10 protein-coding genes and 2 tRNA genes are annotated in these 16,732 nt (G+C 70.0%); 9 read left to right on the top strand and 3 right to left on the bottom strand.

The annotated features are described in order from the left end of the window. Positions 1-224 precede the first annotated feature (224 nt). Complete coding sequence (locus tag ACTRO_RS21960; RefSeq protein WP_051451195.1) at positions 225-947, top strand: pentapeptide repeat-containing protein; 723 nt, start codon at positions 225-227, stop codon at positions 945-947. A 748-nt stretch (positions 948-1,695) separates the two neighbouring features. On the opposite strand, the gene ACTRO_RS21955 is transcribed toward ACTRO_RS21960, so the two are convergent. Then, a complete protein-coding gene (locus ACTRO_RS21955; protein ID WP_157436368.1) occupies positions 1,696-2,043 on the bottom strand; it encodes a hypothetical protein in 348 nt (115 codons plus the stop codon). Positions 2,044-2,900: 857 nt separating this feature from the next. Next, positions 2,901-2,974: transfer RNA gene (locus tag ACTRO_RS21945), tRNA-Gly, on the bottom strand. Positions 2,975-3,079: 105 nt separating this feature from the next. Here ACTRO_RS21945 and ACTRO_RS21940 point away from each other — a divergent pair. From ACTRO_RS21940 to clpX, 5 genes are all read left to right on the top strand, one after another. Then, a tRNA-Pro gene (locus tag ACTRO_RS21940) sits at positions 3,080-3,153 on the top strand. 280 nt (positions 3,154-3,433) lie between these two features. Continuing rightward, positions 3,434-4,810: a trigger factor gene (tig, locus tag ACTRO_RS21935; protein ID WP_034265775.1), complete on the top strand. Its 1,377-nt coding sequence runs from the start codon at positions 3,434-3,436 to the stop codon at positions 4,808-4,810. Between the two features lie 373 nt (positions 4,811-5,183). After that, complete coding sequence (locus ACTRO_RS21930; protein WP_034276103.1) at positions 5,184-5,771, top strand: ATP-dependent Clp protease proteolytic subunit; 588 nt, start codon at positions 5,184-5,186, stop codon at positions 5,769-5,771. 28 nt (positions 5,772-5,799) lie between these two features. After that, positions 5,800-6,465 (top strand): ATP-dependent Clp protease proteolytic subunit, encoded by a 666-nt coding sequence (locus tag ACTRO_RS21925; protein ID WP_051451193.1) that lies wholly within the window; start codon positions 5,800-5,802, stop codon positions 6,463-6,465. 146 nt (positions 6,466-6,611) lie between these two features. Next, complete coding sequence (gene clpX, locus ACTRO_RS21920; RefSeq protein ID WP_034265772.1) at positions 6,612-7,907, top strand: ATP-dependent Clp protease ATP-binding subunit ClpX; 1,296 nt, start codon at positions 6,612-6,614, stop codon at positions 7,905-7,907. A gap of 390 nt (positions 7,908-8,297) precedes the next feature. On the opposite strand, the gene ACTRO_RS43665 is transcribed toward clpX, so the two are convergent. Beyond that, positions 8,298-9,113 carry a hypothetical protein gene (locus tag ACTRO_RS43665; RefSeq protein ID WP_169739936.1) on the bottom strand — a complete coding sequence of 272 codons (816 nt, stop codon included), beginning with the start codon at positions 9,111-9,113 and terminating at the stop codon, positions 8,298-8,300. A 249-nt stretch (positions 9,114-9,362) separates the two neighbouring features. Here ACTRO_RS43665 and ACTRO_RS21910 point away from each other — a divergent pair, with 249 nt between their 5' ends. From ACTRO_RS21910 to smc, 3 genes are all read left to right on the top strand, one after another. Then, complete coding sequence (locus ACTRO_RS21910) at positions 9,363-12,014, top strand: valine--tRNA ligase (protein WP_034265769.1); 2,652 nt, start codon at positions 9,363-9,365, stop codon at positions 12,012-12,014. 498 nt (positions 12,015-12,512) lie between these two features. Continuing rightward, complete coding sequence (locus ACTRO_RS21905) at positions 12,513-12,722, top strand: hypothetical protein (protein WP_034265766.1); 210 nt, start codon at positions 12,513-12,515, stop codon at positions 12,720-12,722. Positions 12,723-13,039: 317 nt separating this feature from the next. Further along, positions 13,040-16,636 carry a chromosome segregation protein SMC gene (gene smc, locus ACTRO_RS21900; RefSeq protein ID WP_034265763.1) on the top strand — a complete coding sequence of 1,199 codons (3,597 nt, stop codon included), beginning with the start codon at positions 13,040-13,042 and terminating at the stop codon, positions 16,634-16,636. The last annotated feature ends 96 nt before the right edge of the window (positions 16,637-16,732 follow it).

Below are 16,732 nucleotides of genomic sequence, written 5' to 3'. Positions count from 1 at the left end.
TCAAGACCTTGCCCCGAGCCGACAACGGCTTCCCGTCCGCGCTCGGGCGCCGGTCGACTATATCTGCCCCCTGAGTCATGTCGTCAGGATACTCCGGCCACAAGCTGCGCCCGCCCGCGAGCAAGGGCCTCTGCCGCGCGCGTGCTCTACCGTCTGCACTATGGCTGCCTGGGAGTCGGAGAGAGCCGGATCGCTTCACTCGGCGTTATACGGAGGCTGCAAAAGTGTCCACTGACGGCCTGTCGGCATTCATAGCCCGCCTGGCGCAGGCGCGCCGTGCCAGAAGCCTCCGGCGGGCCGACTCGAAACCGGCGTTCGATGCCCCCCTGAGCAGTGTCTTCGCGGGCGGATTAGTCGAGCTCGTCGACCCGGGCGGGACCACCCTGGCGTACGCGGACCTGGCCGGCGCAGACCTCAGCGATGCGAACCTGCCTTACATGAATCTGTCCTCCGCGGACCTGACCCTCGCAGACCTGACGGATGCGTGCCTGGCCGGCGCGACGCTGACCGAGGCGAAGCTGGCGAACGCGATCCTGGTCGGCGCAGCCCTGGCCGGCGCTGACCTGACCCATGCAGACCTCACCCAAGCGGACCTGACTCAAGCGAACCTCACCAACGCGAACCTGTCTCATGCGGATCTGACCCGCGGACGGCTGGAACGTGCGAACTTGACTCAGGCAATCATGGCCGCCGCAAACCTCGCCGATGCGGACCTGACCGGTGCAGTGCTGACCGACGCGGACTTGACCCGCGTGAACCTGAAGGGCGCGAATCTGACCGACGCGGATCTCGACGGCGCGAACCTTCGCTCATGCATGCACGCATCCGGCGCGCTTATCCGGGGCGCCCGATTCTCGGAGCGCACCCTCTGGCCCAGCGAACTCGCCGCCGGAATCCGCGCACGGTCCGAGGCGTTCAGCTTCGGCCGGTGGCGTGTGACGCGTTAGGCCCGGCGGCGAGTGGGCCCGTCTCTCGGACACCCGAAATCGGGAGTCCGAGAGACCTCGCAGACCCCTGCGAAGTGCCTGCGCGCTCGCGCTCGTCCTCGCTCTCGCGCTCGCGCTCGTCCTCGTGAGAAGCCACGCGGATAGCTCGGTGGCCGCGTCAGGCAAGTCTCCGCTCAGGTTCAGGTCGAGCTGCCCGGAGAGCAAGTCCTGCAGCCACCAGCCGGCCATCCACGCAAGTCGCTGATCGGCGTGCCGCCCCGGAGTCGCAGCCCATCGGGTATCTCGTCGACCGGTACGGCCAGGACAGCCAGCTGCTCCGTGATCTGGCTTGGCTACACAGGCTCCAAGGCCAGCGCGCGCTAGCGAACAGGGCCGCGCTCATCCACCAGTACGGTCGGAACGGACAAGAACACATCTCGGTCAACAGGTCCATAGGCGACGTTGAAGTGTCGAGCCGGTACGACCAATCTCGGATTCCCACGGCACTGCTGAACCGCGTCACCGCCTCGCGAGCTTTTCGTCCAGGACGTAGTGATCCACTGCACTGTGATCTGCACTGCGACCGCCTTTTGAGCCTGAGGCTTCGGATCCACCCGTCCAACGTGCGCCCACGGAAGCGGCGGGCGCACCTTCTGCTTGTCCACAGCCTGAGGAGAACCGGCGGTCCGAGAGGCCACGCGGAGTCTCACGAAGCGGCCAAACTCGGCTCGAACGCTCCATCACCGGGCCTACAGGCAGGGCCTGAATGTCATTCCGTTGGCGGCTGCTCGACGCTGAGAGACTCGGCAACCACCTCGATACGAGGCCCCATCGCGTTGATGACCACCCAGACCTGCTCGCTCACATTGTTGTGATGGTGAATCAGGTGGCGCGCCGCGTCCGGCCACCGGCCCTCGCGCGGCAACTCAAGCACGGATATCTCATCGACGAAGACAGTCTCGCTGTCCTCCATCACGAACATCCCCACACCCTCAAAGACCAAGGTCCCCACCAGGTGGGGCCCGCGGTGCAACCCCACCCGTGCCCACGATCCGCGCCAATCATTCAGAAAGGCGACCGCGCCAAGCTCGCAGCCCACATACGCGCTCAGATCCACCGGCCCAAGCTACAAGCCGGCTCCCGAGCAGCGCACGCAAGCGCTGCCCGCCACGAGACCGCGCCGCGCACTCACGCGCGAGCGGCAAAGGGCTGCGTTCTCAGCGGGCCCTAACGATCCTTGGGCCGGTAAGCGTGCCGATCCACGACCCAACGCTCATAGCGGTCGCGCCCGTAGAGCCAGCCGAGGTAGCCCGTCACACACACAGCCCCGGCCACGAGTCCGCCGACGGCGCCCTTTACCGACCACTGGTCGAGAAGCGTGGTCCACAACCCAGCATTCGCCAGGCCGATGACTACCCGCCTGTCAGGGTGCACATCAGATTTCTGTCTCCCCACGGGGCCAAGCATCTCGCGCCAACACGCGGGCTTCAACAACGCCATCGGGCCAAGGCGACAACCCCCAAGCCTTCCACCGCTGGCTCGCACCCCAACCGCGGCGGCTCGTTGGAGAACCCTCAGTGGGGCGAGCCCATCTCAGAGTCACAACCCCCTGTGCCGGGACCCAGGCTCTCAGCGGCCAAGAGCCCTCCCGTGCCAGAAGGTGCCCGCCGTCCACCAGCGGGATCACCTCGCCCTCGCGAAGTGGTCCTCGTATCCGGCTAGAAAGCGCATAGCCTCTCCTCACGGTCACCCAGGCTCGGCCAGAGTCATCGGCCCGGCCGGCTGCGCAGCGCCAAATCCGATGATCCTAACGACGGGCCGGCGCAGGCTGAGGCTGATTCTGGCTCGCGTATGGTCCGCGACGGCTGATTGAACTGCCTAAGAACGTCCACTGATGAGACAAGCCGACCGCAGGTGCACCCCACGTGAGGCACACCCCGACCAGCAAAAAGACCCCCTCGCCGAGGGGGTCCATGGAGCGGACGACGGGAATCGAACCCGCGTAGCTAGTTTGGAAGACTAGGGCTCTACCATTGAGCTACGTCCGCGTGCGCACGCCTATCTTGCCACATGATGACGCGGGCCCGTGCCAGGATTCCGGCTGCGGCAACTCGGGTGCGGCGTGGGGGTCGGAGCGGGTACGCTTCGCTCGCCGGGGTGTGGCGCAGCTTGGTAGCGCGTTCGCTTTGGGAGCGAAAGGCCGTGGGTTCGAATCCCGCCACCCCGACTCCTGCATCTACCTCCACCGCACGTGCTCGCCGCTCCGCCGGGGCGGGGCGGAACGGGCGCGCAGGCGGGGGATCGGCGCTTCTCGCCGCACCGGCCTCCTGTGATCTGCACATTTATCACCCCCGGGGGGTCCGCGGGGTACGATGGGCGCGCAGGTGCGGTATCGGCGTGCGGATCAGCCGCCCGCCGGCGTGGGCCAGTGCCAGCACTTCCCTAGTGCCGACGTCCGGCGCGGCGCCTGCAGCCAAGACCGAAGTCCCAACGAGGAGACCACTGCTGTGAAGAGCGCCGTCGAGAATCTGGACCCGACCCGGGTCCGGCTCACCGTCGAGGTTCCCTTCAATGAGCTCAAGCCCAGCCTCGACGCGGCGTACAAGAAGATCGCCGAGCAGGTGAACGTGCCGGGCTTCCGCAAGGGCAAGGTGCCCCCGCGAGTCATCGACCAGCGGTTCGGCCGCGGCCCGGTGCTCGAGGAGGCCATCAACTCGGCCCTTCCCGACCTGTACGGCAAGGCCGTTTCCGAGGCCCAGCTCGAAGTCGTCGGCCGGCCCGACGTGGAGGTGACCGACCTGACCGACGGTGAGCAGCTGAAGTTCACCGCCGAGGTCGACATCCGCCCCGAGTTCACGCTGCCCGAGTACAAGGGCCTCGAAGTCGAGGTGGATGACGCCGCCGTCGACGACGAGCAGGTCGACGAGCAGCTCGAGAGCCTGCGTAAGCGCTTCGGCTCGCTGGTCGGGGTCGAGCGCGCGATCGAGGACGCCGACTTCGTCAGCCTCGACCTCGAGGCCTCGATCGACGGCGAGGTGCTGGAGGACGGCACCGCCACCGGCGTCTCCTACGAGGTCGGCTCCGGCAACATGGTCGACGGCCTCGACGAGGCCGTGCTCGGCAAGGCCGCCGGCGACACCGTCGAGTTCCGCAGCACCCTGGTCGGCGGCTCGCACGCCGGCGACGAGGCCGACATCAAGGTCGTCATCGGCTCGGTCAAGACCCGCGAGCTGCCCGCCCTGGACGACGACTTCGCCCAGCTCGCGAGCGAGTTCGACACCCTCGACGAGCTGCGTGAGTCCGTCTCCGCGCGGCTGGCCAAGTCGAAGAAGTTCGAGCAGGGCGCGCAGGCCCGGGACAAGGTCCTCGAGGCCGTGCTCGAGCAGCTCGACTTCCCGCTGCCGGCCAAGGCCGTCGAGGCCGAGATCACCTGGCGCAACGAGCAGCTCGACCAGCAGATCGAGGCCGCCGGGATGACCCGCGATGGCTTCTTCAAGCTGCAGGAGCAGACCGCCGAGGAGTTCGCCGCCGACCTCGACAAGCAGGTGCGCGACGGCATGAAGGCGCAGTTCGTGCTGGACAAGCTGGCCGACGCCGAGGAGCTCTCGGTCAACCAGGGCGAGCTGACCAACCACCTGATCCGGCGCGCGGCCGGCTCCGGCATGAGCCCGGACCAGTTCGCCCAGTCCGTGGTCCAGTCCGGCCAGATCCCCGCCCTGGTGGGCGAGGTGCGCCGGGGCAAGGCGCTGCAGCAGATCCTGGACGCCGCCGTGGTCAAGGACGCCTCGGGCAACGTGGTGGACCTGGCCGAGCTCGCCGCCGCGGAGACCGACGCCTTCGGCCGTGCCCCGGGCGACGAGCACTTCGGGCACGCGCACGAGTAGGAGTTCCAGGGAGAGAGCTGCTCTGCTCTCCTGCGCTCAGCGTGGACGGTGAGGGTCCTCCCGGGCCCCATCTTCTGCGCCCGACGTGGACAGTGAGCGACCCTCCCGAGGGCCCCATCTTCTGCGCCCGACGTGGATAGTGAGCGACCCTCCCGAGGGCCCCATCTTCTGCGCCCGACGTGGACAGTGAGCGACCCTCCCGAGGGCCCAATCTTCTACGCCTAGAGCGAACAAGCGACCCTAATCCGCTGCCGATCATCCGGCACGGGTTAGGGTCGTTCCCATTAGGGATCGCGGCGAGAGCCGCTGAGGATCGCACCTTAGAGCTGAACAGGTGGACGACGTGACGAATCAGAACTCCCACTCACCCCGGATGGCAGGCCTGGACGGTCCCGGCGGCCTCAACGACCAGGTGTTCAACCGGCTGCTGCGCAACCGGATCGTCTTCCTCGGCCAGCAGGTGGACGACGACATCGCCAACACCCTGTGCGCCCAGCTGCTGCTGCTCAACGCAGAGGATCCCACCAAGGACATCTGGTTCTACATCAACTCCCCGGGCGGCTCGGTCACCGCGGGCATGGCCATCTACGACACCATGCAGCTGATCAGCAACGACGTCGCCACGGTGGCGATGGGCATGGCGGCCTCGATGGGCCAGTTCCTGCTGAGCGCGGGCACCTCGGGCAAGCGCTACGCCCTGCCGAACGCCGAGGTGCTGCTGCACCAGGGCTCCGCGGGGCTCGGCGGCACGGCCTCGGACATCAAGATCCAGGCGGAGCGGCTGCTGCGGATGAAGCGCCGCATGCTCGAGCTGACCGCCCAGCACACCGGGCAGACCTTCGATCAGGTCGAGCTGGACTCCCAGCGCGACCACTGGTTCTCCGCCCAGCAGGCCAAGGACTACGGACTGATCGACGAGATCTTCACCTCCTCGGCGCACGCCGCCGCCGCCGAGGCCTGACCGCCCGCCCAGAGAGAAGGACACTGACATGTCTCACCCGTCCGGCCTGGACGCGCGGCACTCCTCCGCGCACAGTCCCAACGCCCGGTACATCCTGCCCAGCTTCATCGAGCGCACCAGCCAAGGGCTGCGGGAGCACAACCCTTACTCGAAGCTGTTCGAGGAGCGCATCATCTTCCTCGGCGTGCAGATCGACGACACCTCCGCCAACGACGTCATGGCGCAGCTGATCACGCTCGAGTCGATGGACCCCGACCGGGACATCACCATGTACATCAACTCGCCCGGCGGGTCGTTCACCGCCTTGACGGCGATCTACGACACCATGCAGTTCGTGAAGCCGGACATCCAGACCGTGTGCATCGGCCAGGCCGCCTCGGCCGCCGCCGTGCTGCTCGCGGCCGGCACCAAGGGCAAGCGGATGGCCCTGCCGCACTCGAAGATCCTGATCCACCAGCCGTACACCGAGACCGGCCGCGGGGACCTGATCGACCTGGAGATCCAGGCCACCGAGATCCTGCGTATCCGCACCACGATGGAGCAGATGCTGGCCCGGCACACCGGCAAGACGGAGGAGGACGTGCGCGCCGACGTCGAGCGTGACAAGTACCTCACCGCGGCGGAGGCGCTGGACTACGGTCTGGTCGACTCGGTCCTCTCCACCCGCGCGGAAGCGCTGGCGAGCGGGGCCTGACGGGTGATCGCGCAGGCGGGTCCGGGCGTGGTCCGGGCCCGCCTGGCCCCGCAGGGGCCCGCGAAGCGGTACCTTCAGATAAGCGAGTCATCCACAACAGGGCACCCCGGTCGTCTCTTCGTCTTTCCGTGAAGGAGAACCACCCCGTGGCACGCATCGGTGAGGGCGACCTGCTCAAGTGCTCGTTCTGCGGAAAGAGCCAGCGGCAGGTCAAGAAGCTGATCGCCGGACCCGGCGTGTACATCTGCGACGAGTGCATCGACCTGTGCAACGAGATCATCGAGGAAGAGCTCGCCGGCGTGGCCGAGCACCGCTGGTCGGAGCTGCCGCGGCCCCGGGAGATCTGCGAGTTCCTCGATCAGTACGTGATCGGTCAGGAGGAGGCCAAGCGCGCCCTGGCGGTGGCCGTCTACAACCACTACAAGCGGATCCAGGCCGGCGACACCAGCCGGGCCAACCGGGACGAGACGGTGGAGCTGGCCAAGAGCAACGTGCTGCTGCTCGGCCCGACCGGCTCGGGCAAGACCTTCCTGGCGCAGAGCCTGGCCCGGATGCTCGACGTCCCCTTCGCCATCGCGGACGCGACCGCGCTGACCGAGGCCGGGTACGTCGGCGAGGACGTGGAGAACATCCTGCTCCGGCTGATCCAGGCGGCGGACTTCGATGTGAAGAAGGCCGAGACCGGGATCATCTACATCGACGAGGTCGACAAGATCGGCCGCAAGAGCGAGAACCCCTCGATCACCCGTGACGTCTCCGGCGAGGGCGTGCAGCAGGCGCTGCTGAAGATACTGGAGGGCACCATCGCGGCGGTCCCGCCGCAGGGCGGCCGCAAGCACCCGCACCAGGAGTTCATCCAGATCGACACGACGAACATCCTGTTCATCGTGGGCGGCGCGTTCTCCGGGCTCGAGCGGATCATCCAGGCGCGGGTGGGCAAGCAGGGGATCGGCTTCGGCGCGCAGCTGCGCAGCCGGGCGGAGCTCGACGCGCAGGACGTGTTCGCCGAGGTCATGCCGGAAGACCTGATCAAGTTCGGGATGATCCCCGAGTTCATCGGCCGGCTGCCGGTGATCACGCACGTGCGCAACCTGGACACGGCGGCGCTGCGGCGGATCCTGGTGGAGCCGAAGAACGCCCTGGTCCGGCAGTACCAGCACCTGATGGCGCTGGACGGGGTGGAGCTCGAGTTCTCCGAGGACGCCCTGCAGGCGCTGGCGGACCTCGCGATCCTGCGCGGCACGGGTGTGCGCGCGCTGCGGGCGATCATGGAGGAGGTGCTGATGTCCATCATGTACGACGTGCCTTCGCGCCGGGACATCGCGCAGGTCCTGATCACCGCGGAGACAGTGCGCGAGCGGGCCAACCCGACCCTCATCCCGCGCGACTCGCCGCTGCGCGGCGGGCCGAACCCGCGGGTGCCCCGGGAGAAGTCGGCCTGAGCCGCTCCAAGCCCGCCTGAGCGGCCTCAGCGCTCGCGCATGCCCGCGGTGCCGTCCGTACCCGCTGTGCCCACTTGCGCGTGCCCACGGCGCCCACAACGCCGCGCTGCCCGCCCCGGCCCGGCCACGACGCCCGCACTGCCCGCCCCGCGCGCCCAGGCGCGCGTGCCGAAGCCGCCGGAACCCGGTTGCCCGCACGCAACCCGGTCCGGCCCGCCGTCGGCAGCCCCTCCCCACCACGGGCCCGCCGCGGACGCCTGCCCCGTCTCCTCGCGCCCCGTTCTCCAGCCGACCTGATGGCCTGATGGCCCGACCTGGATGTACTGATGCCCTGACGGACAGATGATCTGACTGCGCGACGACGCGACGACGCGACGGCCTGACGCCCGGTCAGCCCTGCTCGGCGGCGGCGCGCATCTCGTCGGCGGTGGTGGCCGCGTCGTCGAGGGAGTCCGAGTAGAACACCTCGAGACCGCCGAAACTGGTGTCGTCGTCCCAGTAGCAGAACACCACGTCCACGTCGTCGACGTTGCGGCTGCCGCAGGAGAGCGCGCCGTCGGAGGCGGTGGTGTCCTCGTCCTCGGCGTTGCTGATCTCAGAGCCCTTCATCATCGTCGCGACGAAGGAGCTCGGGTCGTAGCCCGACAGCTTGTCCTTGCCGTCGGTGCTGAGCTGCGAGATCGCCTGCGCCTCGAACAGCTCGGTGACCTCGTCGTCGCCGTCGTCGTTGTAAGCCGCGACCACCGGGTCGGGGTACAGGTTGGACTTGGTCAGTTCGCCGCGCATCGACGAGACCGCGCTCTTGGCGTCCGAGCTGTTGAGCAGCGTCAGCCCGCTGACGCTGCTCGGGATGCGCAGCGAGCTGGACGAGGACGACGAGTCGTCGGTCGACGAAGTCTTCGGCGAGCTGGAGGTCGACGCCCCGGGCGTCGCGCTCGGCTGGCCGTCGGCGGTCAGGCTCGATGTGCCCGACTTGCCGGTGAGCATGACGGCTGCCGTGATGCCGCCCCCGGCGACGAGTACCGCGGCCACGACCGTGGCGATCAGCGTGCCGTTGGTCTTCTTCGGCGGCGCGAAGTTCGGATACTCCGGCTGCCCGTACGCCGGCTGTCCGTAGCCGGGCTGCTGCTGGTAGCCGCCTGACTGCGCGTCATAGGGGTACGGCTGCTGCACGGGGGGCTGTCCGTAGCCGGACTGATCCGGCATCGGCTGCTGTGGGTAACCGCCCTGCTGCCCCCAGGCGGGGTTCTGCGGCGGCTGTTGCTGCGGCTGTTGCGGCTGTTGCGGCTGTTGCGGATACGGCTGCTGGGCGTACGGATTATTCGGATCGTACGGCGTTTGTCCTGACGAATCTCCCCACGACATGCAGTGAACCTACCCCGTCAGCCGGACCGGGCGGCACGGTAGGCAATAACGGATGCGTACCGGTCTGCTCGGGCTCCGTACAATCGTCTTGTGAACGATGCCTCCGCCTCTCAGAGCCAGGGCAGCGCAGCCGCTGCCGCCACCTTGCCGCCGCAGTATGCGCCGGCCGAGGTAGAGGGGAAGCTCTACGAGCGCTGGGTAGCCGAGGGCTACTTCGTGGCCGACGCCACGAGCTCGAAGCCCGCGCACACCATCGTGATCCCGCCGCCGAACGTCACCAGCGTGCTGCACCTCGGCCACGCCCTCGACGTGACGATCCAGGACGCGATCACCCGCCGCAAGCGGATGCAGGGCTTCGAGGCGCTGTGGCTGCCCGGGACCGACCACGCCGGCATCGCCACCCAGAACGCGGTGGAGAAGCAGCTGGCCAAGGAGGGCAAGTCCCGCCACGACCTCGGGCGCGAGGCATTCGTCAAGCGCACCTGGGAGTGGAAGGAGGAGAAGGGCGGCGCCATCCTCAACCAGATCCGCAAGCTCGGCGCGAGCGTGGACTGGACCCGGGAGCGGTTCACCTTCGACGAGGTCCTCTCCCGCAGTGTGCTGACGATCTTCAAGCGGCTCTACGACGACGACCTGATCTACCGGGCCGAGCGGATCATCAACTGGTGCCCGCGCTGCCTCACGGCCCTGTCCGACGCCGAGGTGGAGCACCACGACGACGAGGGTGAGCTGGTCTCGATCCGCTACGGCGAGGGCGCGGACGCCATCGTGGTGGCCACCACCCGGGCCGAGACGATGCTGGGCGACACGGCCGTGGCGGTGCACCCGGACGACGAGCGGTACGCGCACCTGGTGGGCACCGAGGTGGAGATCCCGTTCACCGGCCGCCGGGTGCCGATCGTGGCCGACGCGCACGTGGACCCGAAGTTCGGCACCGGCGCGGTGAAGGTGACCCCGGCGCACGACCCGAACGACTTCGAGATCGGGCAGCGCCACGGCCTGCCCAACCTGGTGGTGATGGACGAGCGCGCGGTGATCACCGTGCCCGGGCCGTTCGAGGGCCTGGACCGGTTCGAGGCGCGCCCGGCCGTGGTGGCCGCGCTGCGCGAGGAGGGCCGGGTCGTCGCGGAGAAGCGGCCGTACGTGCACGCGGTGGGGCACTGCTCGCGCTGCGACACGGTGGTCGAGCCGCGGCTGTCCATGCAGTGGTGGGTGAAGGTGGGGCCGCTGGCCGAGGCGGCCGGCGCCGCGGTGCGCGACGGGCGGGTGCGGATCCACCCGAAGGAGCTCGAGCCGCGCTACTTCCAGTGGGTGGACGACCTGCGCGACTGGTGCATCTCCCGGCAGCTGTGGTGGGGGCACCGGATCCCGGTCTGGTACGGGCCGGACGGCGAGGTCGTGTGCGTGGGCCCGGACGAGCAGCCGCCGGGCACCGAGGCCGAGGGCTGGCGCCAGGACAACGACGTGCTCGACACCTGGTTCTCCTCCGGCCTGTGGCCCTTCTCCACGCTGGGCTGGCCGGACGACACCGAGGACCTGCGCAAGTTCTATCCGACCTCGGTGCTGGTGACCGGCTACGACATCCTGTTCTTCTGGGTCGTGCGGATGATGCTCTTCGGCCTGTACGCGATGAAGGACCGCGGCCCGGCCGAGTCCGTGCCGTTCCGTACGGTGGCCCTGCACGGCCTGGTGCGCGACCAGTTCGGGCGGAAGTTCTCGAAGTCGCTCGGCAACGGCATCGACCCGCTCGAGTGGGTGGAGAAGTACGGCGCGGACGCGACCCGCTTCACCCTCGCCCGCGGCGCCAACCCGGGCGTGGACCTCGCCACCGGCGAGGACTGGTGCCAGGCCTCGCGCAACTTCTGCAACAAGATCTGGAACGCCACCCGCTTCGCCCTGATGAACGGCGCGACCAACACCGGCCTGCCGCCGCGGGAGCAGCTGTCCACCGCGGACCGCTGGATCCTGTCCCGGCTCACCACGGTCACCGCCGAGGTGGACGCGTTCATGGAGGACTACCAGCACGCGAAGGCCTGTGCGGCGCTCTACCACTTCGCCTGGGACGAGCTGTTCGACTGGTACGTGGAGCTGGCGAAGGCGCCGCTGAACGCGGGCGGCGAGGCGGCCGAGGCCACCCGCGCGGTGCTCGGGCACGTGCTGGACGTGACGCTGCGGCTGCTGCACCCGTACATCCCGTTCGTCACCGAGGAGCTGTGGAAGACCCTTACCGGCGGCGAGTCGCTGGTGGTGGCCGAGTGGCCGAAGGCGGACGTGGCGCTGCAGGACCAGGCCGCCGAGGAGGAGATCGCGGCGCTGCAGGAGGCGGTCACCGAGATCCGCCGGTTCCGCTCGGACCAGGGGCTGCGGCTCGGCCAGCGGGTGCCCGGCCGGCTCGCGCTGACCGGTTCGCTCGCGGCCCACGAGGCGGACCTGCGGGCGCTGGCCCGGCTCACCGAGCCGGAGCCGGACTTCGCCACCACGGCGACCCTGCAGACGGCCCTGGCGGTGGTGGAGCTCGACCTGTCCGGCACGATCGACGTGGCGGCCGAGCGGGCCCGGCTGACGAAGGACCAGATCGCGGCGGCCAAGGAGATCGCGCAGGCCACCGCGAAGCTGGACAACCAGGCCTTCCTGGCCAAGGCGCCGGAGCCGGTGGTGGCCAAGATCCGGGACCGGCTGGCCGCCGCGGAGGCGGACCTGAGCCGGATTCAGGCGCAGCTCGAGGCGCTCCCGGCCGCCTGACGGCCGGAGGGGGTCGCGCGACGGGTGCGCACAGCCGGGTGCCGGGGACGAGGGCGCCCGGCCGTGGCGTCGGCGGCGAGAGTTGACCCGAAGCGGCTAATCCTTCCGGTGGGCGGCGCGGGCGGCCGGACCCGCGCGCCCGGGGTGGCACAGGCCGTTGAACGCGGGGTGAGCGCCGTCAATACCACGCGCGAGGGGCGGCTAAACCTGGCGGCGGGTGCGAAGTGGCGCCGGATTTGACCGCGGGCGCCCGCGGTGAGACGCTAGAAGCCCGCGCACCTGCCCATTTCAGCGCGTGGGACGCCAGTGGAAGCTGCGTCTGTGCACGGATTCCGACCCCCCTGTGCACACCTACAGCCCCCAGTGCCCCGCGTGTTCGGGCCACTAGGGCGGCGTCGGCGCAGCACAAGATCCACCGTGGCGGAAAAGGTCTCGGTGACAAGTAACGGCACGGTTCCGACCGATCGTGCCGGTCCACTCGACGTGGAGGATCCTGGAATGGCTAAGGCACTACTCGGACACATCGGGGGCACGGACCCGCGGATGCTCGCCGAGGTCCGGAGGCTGCAGCAGCGCGTACGCGATCTCGAGGACCAGCTCGGGCGCGCGAAGGCGGAGAACGACGCGCTGGCCGCGGCCGTGCACTCGGACTCCTTCGACCGCGAACTGCTCGCCGCCGTGGAGCAGCGCGAGCCCGCGCTCACCTGAGGCGTCCCGGCCGACGCCCGCCGTCGGTCCCGGGCAGGGCGCCTCGGAGTCCGAACACATCCGGCGGCGCCGAACACAACTGAACATACGGGAGACCTCTGCCAGAACAGGGGTCTCCGGCGGCGGACGGGCGGCTCGTGACGCCGTGTCAGCACCGCCCGCAGCCCGCCGCGTGGATGCGAGGGGACGGCGAGCCGTCCACCGCATGGACGCGAAGGTACGTTGAAGGGACGCCAAGGCGTCCCTTCTGCTCTTGCACCCAGTACGCTGAGTGGCGTAGTCGGTCAGCCATTGGACACCTAGGAACTCGGGTCGACGTGCACCTCAAGAGCATGACCTTGCGCGGCTTCAAGTCCTTCGCCTCGGCCACCACGCTCCGCTTCGAACCGGGCATCACCTGCGTGGTCGGGCCGAACGGGTCCGGCAAGTCGAACGTCGTCGACGCCCTGGCCTGGGTCATGGGCGAACAGGGCGCGAAGTCGCTGCGCGGCGGCAAGATGGAGGACGTCATCTTCGCCGGCACCTCCGGCCGCCCGCCGCTGGGCCGGGCCGAGGTCAGCCTGACCATCGACAACACCGACGGCGCCCTGCCGATCGACTACACCGAGGTCACCATCTCGCGGATCATGTTCCGCAACGGCGGGTCCGAGTACGCGATCAACGGCACGGCCTGCCGGCTGCTCGACATCCAGGAGCTGCTCTCCGACTCCGGCATCGGCCGCGAGATGCACGTGATCGTCGGCCAGGGCAGGCTCGACGCGGTGCTCCAGGCCGGCCCGGAGGAGCGGCGGGCGTTCATCGAGGAGGCCGCGGGCGTCCTGAAGCACCGCAAGCGCAAGGAGAAGGCGCTGCGGAAGCTGGACGCGATGCAGGCCAACCTCACCCGGATCACCGACCTGACCACGGAGCTGCGCCGCCAGCTCAAGCCGCTGGGCCGGCAGGCCGAGGTGGCCCGGCGGGCCGTGGCGATCCAGGCGGACCTGCGCGACGCCCGGCTGCGCCTGCTCGCGGACGAGTTCGTCACGCTGCAGACCGCCTACCAGCAGGAGACCGCGGACGACCAGGCGGTCAAGGAACGCAGGGCCCGGATCGAGCGCGAGGTGGCGAGCTGCCTGGCGCAGGAGACCGAGCTCGAGCGCTCGGTGCAGGAGCTCGTACCGCATCTGGCGGCGACTCAGGAGGCCTGGTACCGGCTCTCCTCGCTGCGGGAGCGGCTGCGTGGCACCAGCTCGCTGGCGGGGGAGCGGCTGCGCAACCTGACCCAGCTGGCGCAGGGCGCCCAGACGGAGCGGCACGGCCGCGATCCGGAGGAGATGGAGCGCGAGGCCGAGTACATCCGCGAGCAGGAGGACACGCTCGCCGAGGAGATCGCCCAGGCGCAGGAGGCGCTGGCGGACGCGGTGCGTCGGCGCGGCGAGGCCGAGGCGGCGCACGGGGCCGAGGAGCGGCGGCTCGCCGCGGCGGTGCGCTCGGCCGCGGACCGCCGGGAGAACCTGGCGAAGCTGGCCGGCCGGGTGGGCGCGGTGCGCTCGAAGCTGGCCGCCGCGGACGCGGAGCTGGGCCGGCTCGAGGCCGCGCACGAGGAGGCACGGGGGCGGGCCGCCTCGGTGCAGCACGAATACGACGAGCTCAAGGCGCAGGTCGAGGGGATCGAGGACGGAGACGGCCTCGACGCCGAGGTCGAGGAGGCCACCACCGCGCTGGCCGAGACCGAGGAGCGGCTGACCGCCTTGCGGGCGGCCGAGCGCGACGCGGAGCGCGAGCGCGGAGCCTTCGCGGCCCGTAAGGAAGCCCTCGAACTCGGCCTGAACCGCAAGGACGGCGCGGGCGCGCTGCTCGCCGCCACCGACCGGCTCTCCGGGATGCTGGGCTCGGTCGCGGCGATACTGACGATCGAACAGGGCGCGGAGACGGCCGTGGCCGCGGCGCTCGGCCTGGCCGCGGACGCGGTGGCGGTCGGCTCTCCGGACGCCGCGGTCAACGCGATGCGCCTGCTGAAGGCCGAGGACAAGGGCCGGGCGGCCATAGTGATCGGCGGCGCCCACTACCAGGGTGCCGAGCTGCCGGAGCTGCCGTCGTACGCGCGCTACCTGTCCGGGCTCGTGCGGGTGCCGACGGAGATGCGCGCCTCGGTGGAGCGGCTGCTGTACGGCATGGCCATAGTGGACGACCTGGGCGAGGCGAGTCGTCTGCTCGAGGCCCGTCCCGAGCTGGTCGCCGTCACTCGTGAGGGTGACGTGCTCGGCCGGCACATCGCGCACGGCGGTTCCTCCAGCGCCCCTTCGCTGCTGGAGATCCAGGCCGCGGTGGACGAGGCGGCGGAGAAGCTGGCCGAGGCGATCGAGCGGGCCAGGAGCCTGCGGATCGACCTCGAGCAGGCCACCGACCAGCAGCGTGCCGCGAAGCAGCACCTCGACGCGCTGGTGGCCGAGCGCCGGGCCGCGGACGCGCAGAAGGCCTCGGTGGCCCAGCAGCTCGGCCGGCTCGGCGGGCAGGCCCGCGCGGCGCTGGCCGAGGTCGAGCGCTACGCCAAGGCGGCCGACGCGGCGAAGCAGGCCAGGGAGAAGGACGAGAGCACGCTCGTCGACCTCGAGCTCGAACACGAGGAGGCCGCGGCCGCGGCCGAGACCTCGGCCGAGGGCGAGGAGAACTCGACCGAGCTGCGCGACGAGCTCGCCGCCGAGGCCACGGCCGCGCGTGCGGCCGAGATGGAGGCGCGGCTGGCCGTGCGCACCGGCGAGGAGCGGGCGCGCTCGCTGGCCGGCCGGGCGGACGGCCTGGACCGCGCCGCCCGGGCCGAGCGTGAGGCGCGGGCCCGCGCGGCCGAACGGCAGGCGGTGGCGAGCGAGCAGGCGCGGGTGGCCCGGGCCGTGGTCTCCGGCGTGCGCCAGACGCTGGCCTGCCTGGAGATCTCGCTGGCCCAGGCCGGCGCGCTGCGTGAGCAGGCGGAGAAGGAGCGGGCCGAGCGCGAGGCGCGCCTGAGCCTGCTGCGCACCCGCGGCCGCGAGCTGGCCGGAGAGCTCGACCAGCTCACCGACGCCGCCCACCGCGACGAAGTGGCCCGGGCCGAGAAGCGCATGCGCCTCGAGCAGCTCGAGGAGAAGGCCATGGAGGAGCACGGCGTCGCGATCACCGCGCTGGTGGCCGAGTACGGACCGGAGGCGCCGGTCCCGGTCGTGGACGCGAACGGGGAGCCCGGCACGGTCAAGTTCGTGCGGGTCGAGCAGGAGAAGCGGCTGCGCCAGGCCGAGAAGGACTACACCGCCCTGGGCAAGGTGAACCCGCTGGCGCTCGAGGAGTTCGCCGCGATGGAGGAGCGGTACAAGTTCCTCAGCGAGCAGCTCGAAGACCTCAAGAAGACCCGGGCCGACCTGCTCCAGGTGGTCAAGGACGTGGACGAGCGGGTCGAGCAGGTCTTCGCCGAGGCCTACGCCGACACCGAGCGCGAGTTCGTGGGCGTCTTCTCCCGGCTCTTCCCGGGCGGCGAGGGCCGGCTGTACCTGACCGACCCGAGCGACATGCTGACCACCGGCATCGAGGTCGAGGCCCGGCCGCCGGGCAAGAAGGTCAAGCGGCTCTCCCTGCTCTCCGGCGGCGAGCGGTCGCTGACCGCGGTGGCCCTGCTGGTGTCGATCTTCAAGGCCCGCCCCTCGCCGTTCTACGTGATGGACGAGGTCGAGGCCGCCCTCGACGACACCAACCTGCAGCGGCTGATCGCGATCATGGAGGAGCTGCGCGCCTCGTCCCAGCTGATCGTGATCACCCACCAGAAGCGGACCATGGAGGTCGCCGACGCGCTCTACGGCGTCTCCATGCGCGGCGACGGCGTGACCACGGTGATCTCGCAGAAGCTGCGGCGCGACGGCGAGATGCACGACCACGTCCCGGCGCAGGTCGTCTCGGCAGACGTCTAGCTAGGGCGCGTTGGAGAAGTATCGCCGGGGCCGCGACGCCTGCCACGCACGCTCGCTGCGTTGCCGGAGCGGTTACAGACGAGGCGAGTATGCGCC

Source organism: Actinospica robiniae DSM 44927, from assembly GCF_000504285.1.
Lineage (GTDB): Bacteria > Actinomycetota > Actinomycetes > Streptomycetales > Catenulisporaceae > Actinospica > Actinospica robiniae.
Note: the sequence above shows the minus strand (reverse complement) of the source record. Positions and strands in the feature narration are given on the sequence as shown.

What these genes read in the sequence shown, in the direction of transcription:
- ACTRO_RS21905 (WP_034265766.1), top strand. Translation starts at nt 12,513, where the DNA reads ATGGCTAAGGCACTACTCGGACACATCGGGGGCACGGACCCGCGGATG.
- ACTRO_RS43665 (WP_169739936.1), bottom strand. Translation starts at nt 9,113, where the DNA reads ATGCCGGATCAGTCCGGCTACGGACAGCCCCCCGTGCAGCAGCCGTAC.
- ACTRO_RS21925 (WP_051451193.1), top strand. Translation starts at nt 5,800, where the DNA reads ATGTCTCACCCGTCCGGCCTGGACGCGCGGCACTCCTCCGCGCACAGT.
- ACTRO_RS21930 (WP_034276103.1), top strand. Translation starts at nt 5,184, where the DNA reads ATGGCAGGCCTGGACGGTCCCGGCGGCCTCAACGACCAGGTGTTCAAC.